Genomic DNA, 13,880 nt, shown 5'->3' with positions numbered 1-13,880 from the left:
ACTTCTAAAATATATTAAAATAAAAACCCTGATGATTTTCATCAGGGTTTTTTTATGCAATTTTTATTCTTAGTCTCTAGATAAAATACTTAGAATGTACCAAAATAGAAGCATTAAAGAAGCAAACAAACCTAAAGATGCAGCAACATATTGTTCTTCATTGTATTTATGGATAAGATTAGAGGTCTGGTATAGAATAGAACCAGAGGCTAAAACTACCATACCCACGCTAAACCATAATCCTAAGTTAAAGCCAAAAAGCACTCCAGCAACTATTAAACCTAAGGCAATAAAAAAGCCAATGGTTAAAATAGAGCTTAAAAAAGAAAAATCTTTTTTAGTAATAAATACTACGGCAGTTAAACCAGAAAATAACGCTAAGGTCAATATAGCAGCTTGATTCAGAATTTCAAAACCACCATCTTGAGCCATATACATAGCTACAAAAATTAAGGGAATAAAAATAAATGCTTCTGCCACTACATATAATGCAAGACCTGCATAATGCATCTTTTTATCGTTACTACCTAAAGCTAATTTTTCAGCATAGTTAGTAACTAGCATAAATCCGCCTAATAATAGCAACCAACTTACGCCACCAGTAAGAGACAAGGCTAAATTTAATATACCATCTAATTGAAAAAATAAGGTTTCTACCAGAATAAATAATAACACCGCACCTGCTAAATGTGCATATGTTTTTTTGTAGAAAGCAACTCGGGCTTGGTCTTCTAACTGACTAACGAGTTTTGGTGTAGTTGTGAATTGGTTTTCCATGAAAATATATTTAATAGTATTGAGATAACAACTAAAGTAACTGTTATCGTATATGAATATACTATTAAATACAAAACAAACCCCATAAAATAGATGAACAGCACTATCCTATGGGGTATTTTGTTAAAGTTAAGCAGATTTTAGCTCTGCCATTTCCATTTCTCTCAATTTTTCTAAAGCTTCCCACTTAGAGTTTACATTCAGTTTTAAATAAATATTCTGAATATGAAAGTTTACGGTACTTGGTGTTACATACAGTTGTTGTGCAATAGTCTTGTAGGTATGACCTTGCATTAATAAATCTGCAATCTGATTTTCTCTCTTTGAAAGAAAATCGAATTGTTTTTTTTGAAATACAGCGACAACTTTTTTAGCAACATCATAACTTAAAGCAGTACCTTCTTGTTTAACAGATTCTAAAGCATTCAGTAGTCTGTCTAAGGTAAGAGGTTTGCTTAAAAAACCATTGACACCAACTTTAAATGCTTTTTTGATTAGGTCTAAATTATTCTCTTCACTAATCATTATACATTTGGTGTCTACCTTTTTGTCTCTAAGGGCACGCACACCTTCTAAACCACTAATTCCTTGTAATTTAACTTCAGATATAATAATGTCTGGATTCAGTTTTTTATAATTGTCCAAAACAGGTGTAAAGGAATCATAGGTGCCAATAAGGCTATATTGGCCTAGGTGTGAAAAATAGGTCTCAAATTTCTTTTTAGAAATGGGGTCATTGTCAATAACAATAACTTTAATGGTGTTAGCGTTCATTATACAAAGATTTGGGGTTGTAACATTTGTATTAAGTAATGGAAATATCCATACTTATTAATGGGCATAAAAGTTACTATACCTAAAGCATAATAGACTTTTATTTTGGATAGTAAATAGGGCTGTTTTGCTAATGCCGCGAAACTATAGCAGAACGGTTTCTAAAACCATCGTAATTTTTTCTTGTAGGTTCCTGGTCAGGACTGCCAGAACTTTTGATAAGTATAAAAGTAGGTATTCATAGACTCGGGGGTTTAATAATTAATGGCAAGTTAAAAATTATATCCAAATCTGAAAATTAGTTGTAGGAAATTTCGACCAAATTCAAGTGTAGTTTATCGAAAAATTTGTATATATCTGATTATCAGAAAAATAAAAGTGGTCCTAAGTGCGCTAACTCACTTAAGACCACGTAAAAACTTCCCCAAGTCTTTATTTTTAATATGTTTAAGTCTATTGCTAGACCTTAATTTCTTATTCTGTAAAGGTTACATTGGCAGTTGCCATAGGTGTGTTGTACACTTCCATAACCCATTTTTCATCTTCGTAGGCACCATTTAAATTGCTCACCATAGCGGTAGATGCATCTGCCTTACTTTTGTAATCTGCTAAGTACACATAGTATAAGCCGTTTTCTTTGTTATAAAACTTTTTAGCATCCAATCCTTTTTTGTTTAGCTTGTTCATGAAGCTTTGTAAATAAGTTTTGTTTTTGAATACATTAGCTATTACGTAGTATCCAGAACTTATTCCTAGGTGGTCTGCATTTTTTTGCTGACGGATAAAGGAGTCGTCATAATCTCTTTTGATAGGTGTGCTCTTGGTAGTAGTGCTGTTGGTTTTAGTATCGGTTTGTGCCAAACGAGAACCGTAATATTGTTTTTTCTCTTTTCTTGCAGGCTCAGGTCTGTCTAATACTTGCTTAACCTCATGTCTAATTAAGCGTACCATAGTCTCAAACCTTCTTTCAAACATTTCATCTCTGGCTTTTTCTATAGAGTCTTGTCTTAACATTAACTCGTCTAAAACTAGTCTGTTTTCATAAGCTAAGCTATTTTTATCTTCAATTACAGCTTCTTTTTTCATTTGTTGTTTCAGAGAAGTCAATTGCTCTTCGTAATTTCTTACAATCTCATCTACTCTTGCGTCTTCTGATTTGCTAGCATCTGCAATGTTTACATTAATCCCAACCCCTCTTAAATCATCTTTAAAGTTGTATGCTAAAGAAAGTTCATGATTCCATCCTAGATTATCACCTGTTTTGCTCATGTCTTTCCCCATAACATAGCCAAGAGATAATTTTTTATTCAAATTAAACCCTACACCAGAAGAGAATCCATAATCCGCATCATAAGTTCCTTGTAGCCATCCAAACTTAGGCAAGTCTACTAACAAAGAACCGGTGTAAGAGAAGTTGCCTTGTACATTATTCCCCACTTGTACTAAAGGCATTATTCTACCATCTTCTAAGATTCCCCTGGTGTTTTTAAACTTGTGTGTGTATTGCACGGTAGAACGCATACCGTTAAAACCAAAGTTAGTTTCTAATGTTTCGTTAGTTTGGTTGTAGGCCACCATATCTGTCATGTGTACTCCAAAATCAAACATACCCAATGTTAGATTGATACCTGGCTCTAATGCTACCTTATTTTGTTTTGGCGCCTCTTGTATAAGTGGGTCATCTTCATTGGCTATGGTTCTGTTTCTGTCTAAACCGATAGTCATGTATTTAACGTTAGCACCAAAAGTTAAGGCACTTTTTTCTCCTAAAGCTACCCCAGTAGCGTAGTTCGCGTTTATCCCAAATTCTTGTATAACCCCAGACCAATTTCCGTAGACTCCAAGACCAAGTGCAGTGTTTTGGTCCAATTTGTTACTAAATCCAAGATAGTAGTTCTGATTGTTGTCTTGGTAGCCAGAATACTGGTTTCTTAAAAGCACGTTTAGGTATGATTTGTTTTCTCTTACCAAAGAATAGGTAGGGTTAATCATAAACCTGTTAAAGAACAACTGATTGTGAAACGGGCTAACAACGTTATAATTATTGTTAGGAGCGGTCTCTTGCGCCTCTGTTACGTTAGGCATTACAGCTACCATAAGTACTATTGCCAATGGTAGAATGTTTTTTCTAAAGTTGTTAATAAATGCTTTCATGACTTGGGGTTTTATAAGTTTTGGGAAATTTCTGGGGGGAAGCTTAAGGAGTCTTATTCATCAAATACTGTTGTAGATAATTCTTTAGAAGAGTCGTCATTCAACGCTCGTAATAAACCTTTCTCGTCTTTTAAAACAACAGGGCTTTTCTTTTGCGGAAAGCTTACAGCAATTTGACTTAAGCTTTTACTGCTATTTCTGTTGGTGGTTACATGAGCCATACCAGTGTTGGCATCAAACTTAATTGCAATATCATCTTTGCTGCTGTTAACGGTATTACCTAGATTTCTGGAACTACCTAGTTTGTTACCATTTACCTGCACAGCAAACAAATCCATACCACCATAGCCTTTTCTACCGTTAGAAGCAAAGTAAAGTGTGTTATCTGCACCATAAGTAGGATTCATATCATCCTTTTTAGAATTTACTTTTGGGCCTAAGTTCATAGCTTGTCCTAAAGAACCGTCTGCTTTAATGTTTGCTACGTATATGTCATACTTTCCATAGCTGCCTGGCATATTAGAGGCAAAAAACAATTGAGAACCATCTTTAGATACTGTAGGGTGCTTAGCAGAAAAATGCTTTGGTGTTACCGCTAACTTTCTAAAGTTAGACCACTTTCCATTCTTATTTTCTGCACGGTACAATTCGTATACAATTTCTTTTTTAGAGAAAACTCCATATTCTGGTTTTTGCTCGGATTCTTTGCTGAAAAATGCGAATCTACCATCAGGAGATAATGCCACCTCTTCTAAATTATTTGCAATTTTAGTAGAAGCTACCTTATAATCACCCTCTACCGCTGCTAACCAATCTTTGTTAGCTTTTTTTGTAACGCTCTTACCGTTTGTTTTAGACTGTGCAAAAGCCAATCTTTCTTGGTATTTTTCTTTATCGCTAAGCGCCACATTGCTAGCTAACAATTTCTCGTACCAAAAAGCTGCGTTTTCATAGTTTTCTACGATAAAGTTAACGTTACCTAAGTCTTGGAAAATTTCGGTTTCTGAGTAACCCATTTCCATCAACTCTAAATAGTCGTCAATGTTTTTAGTCATTGTGGCCTTGTCCATTTCTTGCGCATTTACAGCGACGTTGGCTGCCATGATGGCTAAGCAGGTAAGTAGGCCGTTTTTAAGTTTGTTTTTCATAACATTTAGATTTAGAACTATTGAACAATACAAAGGTCAGTAAAGATTTGACCTGTTTACTTATGAAAAATTCATAGGTTTTGCACTTTAAACGACAAAAAAGTGCATTTCAACGAAGATTATTGTGCATTTCGTCGTAGTATTAATTGTTTTAATCTATCGATGAATGGTTTTTTTACTTTCAGAAGCATCATTTAAATTGCTTGAAAAGCACCTTTTATGAAAGAAAATTAAAAAAGGACCTACTATACATATACTATTTTATAAGATATAGGTATGCTTAACCCATTACTAGAACAAATACGGATGTGCACTTTGTGTCAAGAAAAATTACCATTAGGACCACGACCTATTATTAGTGCGCAACCTAATAGTAAATTGCTTATAATTGGCCAAGCACCAGGCAGTGTAGTGCATAAAACTGGTATACCTTGGGATGATAAAAGTGGAGAAAACCTGCGTAATTGGATGGGGATTTCAGCAAACGATTTTTACAACGAAGAAATAACAGCCTTAGTTCCGATGGGGTTTTGTTATCCAGGAAAAGGAAAATCTGGAGACTTACCACCACATCCAGAATGTGCTGAAACTTGGCATTCTAGGGTTTTACAGCAATTGCCAAGCGTTAGCCTTACATTATTAATAGGTAGCTATGCACAAAATTATTATTTAAGAGCAACAAAAAAATCCACCTTAACCAAGACCGTGCAGGCGTATAACGAATATTTGCCAAATTACTTTGTTTTGCCACATCCTTCTCCCAGAAATGCTATTTGGCAAGCTAAAAACCCTTGGTTTAAAACAGAAGTTTTGCCCAGATTAAAAGAAGAAGTAGCTAAAGCGTTAGCAGAAATCAATTAGAATTCACTGGTTTTAGAGGAGTCGGCCACTAAATCTTGGAGTGTACTTAATTCTTCTGTGGTTAGGTTTCGCCATTTACCTAAAGGAGTGTCTAGATGAATATTCATAATACGTTTACGTTCTAATCGGGTTACTTTATTCCCCAGGTATTCGCACATTCGTCTTATCTGTCTATTAAGACCTTGGGTGAGAATTATTTTAAAACGATACTCATCTAGCTGTTCTACGTAGCATTTTTTAGTGACTGTATCTAGAATAGGGACACCGTTTCCCATTTTCTGTATAAATTTTTGGTTGATGCGCTGTTTTACGGTAACAATGTATTCCTTCTCATGATTGTTCTTGGCGCGTAGTATCTTGTTTACAATATCACCATCATTAGTCAATAAAATAAGACCTTGGCTGTCCTTATCTAAACGGCCAATAGGAAAAATACGTTCCTTATAATTAATAAAGTCTACAATATTGTTCTTCTCCCTTTTAGTATCTGTAGTACAAACAATACCTCGAGGCTTATTAAAAGCCAAATACACATAGTTACTTTCTTTTTCTGCAATGAGTTTGCCATCTAACCGTACTTGGTCTTCTGGCCCAACCTTGCTGCCCATTTCTGCCGTTATACCATTAATAGTGACTCTTTTCTGGGCTACCAATTTATCGGCTTCTCTGCGAGAGCAATAACCAACTTCACTAAAGTATTTATTTATTCGTACCAAGGTGTTAAAAATTTGGGAGCAAGTTACTACAAGTAGAGGAAATGCTATTTTAAACCGAATTAAACAATGGTGAGTTCAACCCCCAATTCTATTAAACGTTCTTTGGTGCGGTTATCAATACCCGAATCCGTAATAATTTGGTCTACCTCTTCTAAACCGCAAATACGACCAAATCCTTTTTTATTAAACTTAGAAGAGTCTGCAAGCACAATAATTTTCTGTGAAGCTTTTATCATTTCTTTATTTAAAGAGGCCTCCATAGCACTGGTGGTTGTTAATCCAAAATCAAGATCAATACCGTCTACACCAACAAATAATTTGGTAAAAGTAAATTCAGAAAGCATTTTTTCTGCAATAGGGCCCACTACAGAAGAAGCACTAGATCGCACGCTGCCACCTAATTGCATAACTTCTATTTCTTTAAGTTCCGCTAAAATTATAGAAGCATTTAAAGAAGCAGATAATACGGTTAAGCCATTGAGAGGGGGAATATGTCTTGCGAACTCAATTACAGAAGTACCAGAGGCTAATATAATACTGTCATTAGGTTCTAAAATGGCAGCGGCAGTCGCTGCTATTTTACTTTTTTCTTTACTGTATAGTTTTTCTTTAATGGTAACATGATGTTCAGTAATATATGGGTTTGCAGGAATTGCCTTGCCATGCGAACGAAACAAAAGATTTCGTTCTTCTAATACTTTTAAATCCTTACGAATGGTCACCAGAGAAACATTGAACTCCTCACTTAGCTCGTTTACCTTAACATAGCCGTTGGTCTCTAATTTGTCTAAAATGCGTTTGTGTCGGTCAACAATATTAATAGACATAAGGTTTCGTTTTGAGCAAAGATAGCCATAACTGCTTCAAAACGCTACTATTTAATATTTCGATTTAGTAAAAACGAAATATAACGAAGTTTTTTTATGCTTTTTTTTAATTTATCACCATAAATGGTAGTAATGGGGTAATACATTTAAAGCGAAGGACAAAAATTTATCGTTTTAATCAAGACTTGCATATCAAAATAACAAAAAATAAGTTTTGAATTGTTTCGTTTTTGTATAATTTTATATCGAATTAATATTTCGAAATAAAAAATTGCACATCATGAATAGGGATGAGATGATTTCCAAAATAACAGAAACCAAAAAAATATATGATTTTGTGGTCATTGGTGGTGGGGCAACAGGTATAGGTATTGCTTTAGAAGCTGCGGCAAGAGGCTATGCTGTAGTGTTGTTAGAAAAATCTGATTTTGCCAAATCTACCTCTAGTAAAAGCACAAAATTAGTACATGGTGGTGTGCGTTATTTGGCACAGGGGAATGTAGGTTTGGTAAGAGAAGCGGTGATAGAGAGAGGGCTGTTGGCAAAGAATGCACCACACCTAGTAAAAGACCAAAGTTTTGTAATACCCACACATGGTTTATTTGATGAAATAAAATATACTGTTGGACTAACCTTGTACGATTGGCTTGCGGGTTCCTTAAGCTTAGGTAAGTCTAAAAGAATCAACAAAAAGAAAACCCTTAAACGTATTTCCACAATTAAACCTGATAAAATTTCTGCGGGAGTGGTGTATCATGATGGACAGTTTGATGATACCCGATTGGCTATTAATTCGCTACAAACTGCAGTTGAGCAGGGAGCTTTAGCCCTGAATTATGCTGGAGTTACTTCGGTTTTAAAAAATGATAATGGAAAAATTTGTGGTGTAACTTTTGTAGATGAAGAAACAGGAATAACACATCAACTTAACGCGAAACAAGTAGTGAATGCCACTGGCGTATTTGCAGATCATGTCTTAAAAATGGATTCGCCCAATGCTCAAAAAACTATTGCACCTAGCCAAGGGGTACACGTAGTTTTAGACCAATCTTTTCTTCCTGGAACAGATGCCATTATGATTCCTAAAACAGATGACGGTCGTGTGTTATTTTTAGTACCGTGGCACAACAAGGTGGTTGTTGGCACCACAGACACCCCGGTGGAACAAGAATCTTTGGAACCTGTGGCTTTAGAAGAAGAAATTGATTTTATTTTACGCACAGCTACACGATATTTGACAAAAGCCCCCAAGCGTAACGATGTATTGAGTGTATTCGCAGGATTGCGCCCCTTAGCGGCTTCTAATGAAAAAGGAAAGAAAACGAAAGAAATCTCTAGAAGTCATAAAATTTTCACCACAAATTCAGGGTTATTAACCATGGTTGGTGGTAAATGGACCACCTACCGTAAAATGGGGGAAGACCTAGTAGACCAAGCAGAGAAAAATCAAGGTTGGCCAAAAACCCAAACCCAAACCAAGGATTTAAAAATACATGGTTACCAAGCTAATGTAGATTTGCACAATCCATTGTACTTTTATGGTAGTGACCAAGAGCTTTTGTTGCATCTAGCAAAGCAAAATACTTGGGAGGGCAGTATAAGTACTGCTTTAGGTGTAATAGAGGCACAAGTGGTATGGGCGGTTCGTTTTGAAATGGCTAGGACGGTAGAGGACTTTTTAGCAAGGCGTACACGATGTCAATTATTAGATGCTAAAGAAAGTCTAGAAATGGCTCCTAAAGTTGCAGAAATTATGGCAAAAGAACTAGGAAAAGACCTAGAATGGCAACAACAACAATTAGCGGATTATAAAGCCGTAACTGCAAACTATATATTATAAATTTTTAAGTTTTAACCTTTACCCACAGCGGGTTAAAACCACTTAAACTGAAAAATAAATGAAAACTAAACTAATTTTAGCCCTAGATCAAGGGACTACCTCTTCCAGAGCCATTTTGTTTAATCATGATGGCGAAATTGTTCGTGTATCTCAAAAGCCTTTTGAACAAATATTTCCAAAACCAGGATGGGTGGAGCACGACCCAAACGAGATTTGGTCCTCTCAAATATCCGTGGCAGCAGAGGTGATTGCAAAACAGGGAATTACAGGAGAAAATATTGCGGCTATAGGAATTACTAATCAGCGAGAAACGGTAGTGGTATGGGATAGAGAAACCAGCGAGCCCATCTATAATGCTATAGTTTGGCAAGATAGAAGGACTGCAAAATACTGTGACCAGCTAAAAGCGGAAGGTCATATCGATTTAATTAAAAAGAAAACGGGCTTGGTCATAGATGCCTATTTTTCTGCTACTAAGGTTAAATGGATTTTAGATAATGTAGATGGCGCAAGAGAAAAAGCGGAGGCTGGTAAGCTTTGTTTTGGCACCGTGGATACTTGGTTGATATGGAAACTTACTCGCGGAAAAATGTTTGTCACTGATGTTTCTAACGCTAGTAGGACCATGTTATTTAACATCCATACCCTTTCTTGGGATGATGAATTACTTACTTTGTTAAACATACCCAAAGCAATTTTACCAGAGGTAAAAGAAAGTAGTGAAGTTTATGGAACAACAGCAACTACTTTATTTTCTACTAAAATTCCGATAGCGGGTGTAGCAGGTGACCAGCAAGCTGCTTTATTTGGACAAATGTGTACCAAACCTGGAATGTTAAAGAATACGTACGGTACGGGTTGTTTTCTACTCATGAATACGGGAGATAAGGCTGTATATTCTAAGAATAATTTGTTAACCACCGTAGCATGGAAAATTAATGGTAAAACCACTTATGCGCTAGAAGGCAGCGTATTTGTAGGGGGTGCTGCCGTACAGTGGTTAAGAGACGGAGCAAAAATGGTAAAAACTGCCCCAGGGATAAATCATTTAGCAGAAACTGTAGAAGATAATGGTGGGGTGTACTTTGTACCAGCATTAACTGGTTTAGGTGCGCCATATTGGGACCAATATGCTAGAGGCGCGATGATGGGGATTACTAGAGGTACAACAGATGCTCATATTGCTAGAGCAACGGTAGAGGGTATTGCTTTTCAGGTCTATGATATTGCAAAAGCGATGGAAGCAGACGCGGGAGCAAAAAGCATAGAGCTTCGTGTAGATGGTGGGGCTAGTGCAAGTAATCTATTGTTACAAATACAATCCGATTTATTCGATTTTAAAATCATCAGACCCAAAACATTAGAAACCACTGCAATGGGAGCGGCATATTTAGCTGGACTAGCAGTAGGATATTGGGAAAATATAGAGGAAATACAGCAGCAATGGAGTATTGATAAAGAGTTTTATCCAGAAGCACCTAAAGAAAAGATTGCAAATATGCTACATTACTGGCATAAAGCGGTCAAGTGCGCACAAAACTGGATAGAAGAATAAACCAACCCTTTTAAATAGTAAATTATGTCAATAATTGTTGCAGAACTGTTAGGTACCATGCTACTCATTCTCTTGGGTAATGGGGTGGTAGCCAATGTGGTTTTAAAAGATACAAAAGGGAATAATGCAGGTTGGATGGTCATTACTACCGCTTGGGCGTTAGCAGTATTTGTTGGAGTAGTGGTAGCTGGGCCATATAGTGGAGCGCATTTAAATCCTGCTGTGACCATAGCCTTAGCTGTCGCTGGTAAGTTAGCGTGGGGATTGGTTCCAGAATACCTTGCGGGCGAATTGTTAGGTGCCATGCTTGGTGCTTTTTTGGTTTGGGTGTTCTACAGGGACCATTTTAAGGTAACCGAAGACGAAGGAGGAGTGCTGGCCTGTTTTAGTACAGGCCCTGCTATAAGGAATCCATTTTCTAATTTGTTGAGTGAGGTTATTGGAACATTTGTATTGGTATTTGTAATTTTTTATTTAGCAGGTCCAGAGCTAGATATTGTAAGTACGGTAGATACCAAAGCTGTGATGGGACTTGGTTCCATAGGAGCAGTGCCAGTGGCATTTTTAGTATGGGTAATTGGCCTTGCATTGGGTGGTACTACAGGCTATGCTATTAATCCTGCGCGAGATTTAGGCCCAAGAATTGTACACACCTTATTGCCCTTAAAAGGTACTAGTGATTGGGGATACGCCTGGATACCCATTGTAGGCCCCATTCTAGGCTGCGTAATTGCAGCATTAGTATATATGGCGCTAAGTTAACATAACAAGGGTTTTCCTTTAATCGGATTTTAGTAGTTTTACACCTAACAGTATTATTATTGAAGATTTTTGTAGAAAATAGGTAGCTATGCATAAACAAAATACCCCTATTTACTTAGGTGTAATCGTTCCTTTAACTAGTCCAGGTTGGGCGGAGGCAGGAAAACAAGTACTTGCGGGTATAGAGCTCGGAGTTTCAGAAATAAATAGTAGCGGTGGTATTAGTGGAAAGCCTATAAAATTATTAGTAAGAGACAGTGCGGCGGACCCCAAAAAAGCCTCCAAGTTTGTAGAAGAATTGGTTGGTTTAGGGGTAAAGGCAATCCTTGGCGAATACCATAGTGTTGTTGCAAAGCATATAGCGGTTAAGGCAGATGAGCTAAACGTTCCTTTTTTATGTACCTCTGCCGTTATAGATAATTTAATTGATAAACCTTCTACATACATTGCAAGGCTACCTCTGGTACAATCCAAAGGGTGGGAGGTTTATTCAAGATTTTTGATGGATGAGGGCCATACAAATATAGCAGTAGCAATTGCACCAAGCGTGTATTGGGAATCGGGAGTAACTATTCTTAAAAAAGCGTTTAGTCAGCAAAACGGTTCTGTAATAGCGTTTAATATCCAAGATTATACACCATTAGAATTATGTGATGTTGTTGCAGCCAGTAACGCCACTGCATTGCTGCTTTTAACAGGATATCCAGAACCTGCAATAGCTATTGTAAAAGCTTTACGAGAAGATAATAGATTGCAAAATTTGAGGATAGGAGCCCCAGCTGGACAACCAGAATTCAATGGCTGGACCAATACTCTTGGCACAATAGGTAGTTCAATTCCGTTTTTGCGGTATATGCCCAAGGAAGCAAATTCACAAATGGAATATGTTCTAAAAGAAATACGTGAAAGGGGTAAAGAAGAACCTTCATTTGTAGCTTTAGAAGGTTATGATGCCATACAGTTGATAGCAGAAATAATGAACCAATTTGGAACAAGCCGAGAGCATATTGCAAACGCTTGGACTAAAGTAAGTATGCAAGGTACCCGTGGAGCCATTAATCTATCTCAAAATGCAAAAGAAATGTTTGCACAATGGAAAGAAGCTCCTGTACAGGTTGTAGAAAGAGATAAAGAAGATTTAAGTTGTTTTAGAGTATTATTTTAATTGTAGTTATCTCCAATTACTACAACCGATACTCCATAGAATTTAGTACCTTAAAAGGTTTAGAAAAAGATTCTTTGTTTGTGGAAGATTTGGTAGTTTTATACAAAAGAGATATCCGCTTTATTACGGATATTTTATTGTTGTAGCCAATTTTGAAAAAATGTTTCCAAATAAAGATACAAATACAGGAATACTAAGTGGTTTGCTTATTGATAATTCATTCGGACCATATTCTAATGATTTCATTAAGCTAATGGAATTACCATTGGAAGATGTATTTGTTTGGACGCCTGAAAAGGACGATTATTCTAAATTGATTTCTGTTATTAAGCCGTCAATTCATAATCATAATTATTGGAAAAACTTTGGTATACTATTTAAGTATGCTATGGCTTTAACTTCTGATTTTGAATCTTTAATTGACCTGGAATATAAATGGATTACAGATTTTGATAAAACTAAATTAAAAAAAGACTTAATCTATCCAGAACTTGAAAAATACAGATTTGATGAGTTTACTTTCAATTATGATTTAAAGAAGATTTATAATGAGGGTAGAATACTAAATTTATCCTACTTTTTTGAAAACAAAAGACTTTTATCGGAATTGTATTTTAATGATAAATTTTTCTTTGCAGTGCAACACATAGTATCTGCTGTTTCGACTCATTGGTATTGTCACGTGTGTGAATTATCACCGCCAGAATATAGGAAACATCCAAATCACGATTTTGAAAAATATTATGAAGTATTTGCCTTGCCAAGACTAGAAATCGCGATTATTCAAGCTACAAAAGCTGTTGAAGGTTTACTTGGTCAACCTGGTTCAAATAAAGAAAAAAGATTAGCACGTTGGAAAGAAGTGCTGAATATAGAACCGGAAGAAAAGTTTTTGGACACAAATAAATCTTACTTCAATTTTCACGCATATTTAGTAAATGAAATAAGGAACAAAGTTGCTCATAACCTAAAAAGTAAGCCTTTTAAGGTTAATCGAAAATTGACCATACAAGCTCAAATTTATGCTTGGAAACTCGTTAATGACTATTATGGTAAAGTTATAAAAACCGATTCAAGAAAAGATAAGTTAATTATGAATACAGAACTTGAATCAATGATTAAACCTAATTTAGGAACAAAATTAGCAGCTAAAAATAAACTGGCTACAACATTGTATAAAAATAATAGCGGTTTAATCGCTTAAAAGAAACAAAATGAACAAATTAAAGGTCAGCTATAAATCAAATAATAAGTGTGTAAAATCCGCAACGAAATCATAGCCAAACCGTTGTAAGGAATTA

The 13,880-nt window shown here is 35.9% G+C and carries 12 protein-coding genes; 6 read left to right on the top strand and 6 right to left on the bottom strand.

All coding sequences use genetic code 11. The annotated features are described in order from the left end of the window. Positions 1 to 69: 69 nt before the first annotated feature. The 4 genes from HCO57_RS04345 to HCO57_RS04330 form a co-directional block, all read right to left on the bottom strand. Complete coding sequence (locus HCO57_RS04345) at positions 70 to 777, bottom strand: Bax inhibitor-1 family protein (protein ID WP_136949737.1); 708 nt, start codon at positions 775 to 777, stop codon at positions 70 to 72. A 129-nt stretch (positions 778 to 906) separates the two neighbouring features. Continuing rightward, complete coding sequence (locus HCO57_RS04340) at positions 907 to 1,551, bottom strand: response regulator (protein WP_167988003.1); 645 nt, start codon at positions 1,549 to 1,551, stop codon at positions 907 to 909. A 474-nt stretch (positions 1,552 to 2,025) separates the two neighbouring features. Next, positions 2,026 to 3,705, bottom strand: a complete 1,680-nt coding sequence (locus HCO57_RS04335) for a PorP/SprF family type IX secretion system membrane protein (protein WP_167988002.1) — start codon at positions 3,703 to 3,705, stop codon at positions 2,026 to 2,028. 53 nt (positions 3,706 to 3,758) lie between these two features. Next, a complete protein-coding gene (locus HCO57_RS04330; protein WP_136949740.1) occupies positions 3,759 to 4,853 on the bottom strand; it encodes a TolB family protein in 1,095 nt (364 codons plus the stop codon). A 306-nt stretch (positions 4,854 to 5,159) separates the two neighbouring features. On the opposite strand from HCO57_RS04330, the gene HCO57_RS04325 reads away from it, so the two are divergent. Further along, positions 5,160 to 5,714 (top strand): uracil-DNA glycosylase family protein, encoded by a 555-nt coding sequence (locus tag HCO57_RS04325; RefSeq protein ID WP_245167534.1) that lies wholly within the window; start codon positions 5,160 to 5,162, stop codon positions 5,712 to 5,714. Here HCO57_RS04325 and rluF read toward each other — a convergent pair. Together rluF and HCO57_RS04315 are read right to left on the bottom strand one after the other, a co-directional pair. Continuing rightward, positions 5,711 to 6,430, bottom strand: coding sequence for a 23S rRNA pseudouridine(2604) synthase RluF (gene rluF, locus HCO57_RS04320; protein WP_136949742.1), 720 nt, complete (start codon positions 6,428 to 6,430; stop codon positions 5,711 to 5,713). The genes HCO57_RS04325 and rluF overlap by 4 nt on opposite strands. Positions 6,431 to 6,489: 59 nt before the next feature. After that, a complete protein-coding gene (locus HCO57_RS04315; protein WP_167988000.1) occupies positions 6,490 to 7,257 on the bottom strand; it encodes a DeoR/GlpR family DNA-binding transcription regulator in 768 nt (255 codons plus the stop codon). A 280-nt stretch (positions 7,258 to 7,537) separates the two neighbouring features. On the opposite strand from HCO57_RS04315, the gene HCO57_RS04310 reads away from it, so the two are divergent. From HCO57_RS04310 to HCO57_RS04290, 5 genes are all read left to right on the top strand, one after another. Further along, a complete protein-coding gene (locus tag HCO57_RS04310) occupies positions 7,538 to 9,097 on the top strand; it encodes a glycerol-3-phosphate dehydrogenase/oxidase (RefSeq protein ID WP_167987999.1) in 1,560 nt (519 codons plus the stop codon). A gap of 58 nt (positions 9,098 to 9,155) precedes the next feature. Then, positions 9,156 to 10,652 (top strand): glycerol kinase GlpK, encoded by a 1,497-nt coding sequence (gene glpK, locus HCO57_RS04305; protein ID WP_167987998.1) that lies wholly within the window; start codon positions 9,156 to 9,158, stop codon positions 10,650 to 10,652. Between the two features lie 24 nt (positions 10,653 to 10,676). Continuing rightward, on the top strand, positions 10,677 to 11,414 hold the full coding sequence (locus HCO57_RS04300; protein ID WP_167987997.1) for an MIP/aquaporin family protein: 738 nt from the start codon (positions 10,677 to 10,679) through the stop codon (positions 11,412 to 11,414). A gap of 88 nt (positions 11,415 to 11,502) precedes the next feature. Then, the gene (locus HCO57_RS04295) at positions 11,503 to 12,579 is read left to right on the top strand and encodes an ABC transporter substrate-binding protein (RefSeq protein ID WP_167987996.1); all 1,077 of its coding nucleotides are present in this window, start codon (positions 11,503 to 11,505) and stop codon (positions 12,577 to 12,579) included. Positions 12,580 to 12,739: 160 nt separating this feature from the next. After that, the gene (locus tag HCO57_RS04290) at positions 12,740 to 13,783 is read left to right on the top strand and encodes a hypothetical protein (protein WP_167987995.1); all 1,044 of its coding nucleotides are present in this window, start codon (positions 12,740 to 12,742) and stop codon (positions 13,781 to 13,783) included. The last annotated feature ends 97 nt before the right edge of the window (positions 13,784 to 13,880 follow it).

Source organism: Croceivirga sp. JEA036, assembly GCF_011882165.1.
Classification (GTDB): Bacteria; Bacteroidota; Bacteroidia; order Flavobacteriales; family Flavobacteriaceae; genus Croceivirga.
Note: the sequence above shows the minus strand (reverse complement) of the source record. Positions and strands in the feature narration are given on the sequence as shown.

Bases quoted from the DNA above. Each gene is read 5' to 3' on its own strand.
- HCO57_RS04300 (WP_167987997.1), top strand. From the start codon at position 10,677: ATGTCAATAATTGTTGCAGAACTGTTAGGTACCATGCTACTCATTCTC.
- HCO57_RS04295 (WP_167987996.1), top strand. From the start codon at position 11,503: ATGCATAAACAAAATACCCCTATTTACTTAGGTGTAATCGTTCCTTTA.
- HCO57_RS04325 (WP_245167534.1), top strand. From the start codon at position 5,160: ATGTGCACTTTGTGTCAAGAAAAATTACCATTAGGACCACGACCTATT.
- HCO57_RS04290 (WP_167987995.1), top strand. From the start codon at position 12,740: ATGTTTCCAAATAAAGATACAAATACAGGAATACTAAGTGGTTTGCTT.
- HCO57_RS04315 (WP_167988000.1), bottom strand. From the start codon at position 7,257: ATGTCTATTAATATTGTTGACCGACACAAACGCATTTTAGACAAATTA.
- HCO57_RS04335 (WP_167988002.1), bottom strand. From the start codon at position 3,705: ATGAAAGCATTTATTAACAACTTTAGAAAAAACATTCTACCATTGGCA.
- HCO57_RS04345 (WP_136949737.1), bottom strand. From the start codon at position 777: ATGGAAAACCAATTCACAACTACACCAAAACTCGTTAGTCAGTTAGAA.
- glpK (WP_167987998.1), top strand. From the start codon at position 9,156: ATGAAAACTAAACTAATTTTAGCCCTAGATCAAGGGACTACCTCTTCC.
- HCO57_RS04310 (WP_167987999.1), top strand. From the start codon at position 7,538: ATGAATAGGGATGAGATGATTTCCAAAATAACAGAAACCAAAAAAATA.
- HCO57_RS04340 (WP_167988003.1), bottom strand. From the start codon at position 1,551: ATGAACGCTAACACCATTAAAGTTATTGTTATTGACAATGACCCCATT.
- HCO57_RS04330 (WP_136949740.1), bottom strand. From the start codon at position 4,853: ATGAAAAACAAACTTAAAAACGGCCTACTTACCTGCTTAGCCATCATG.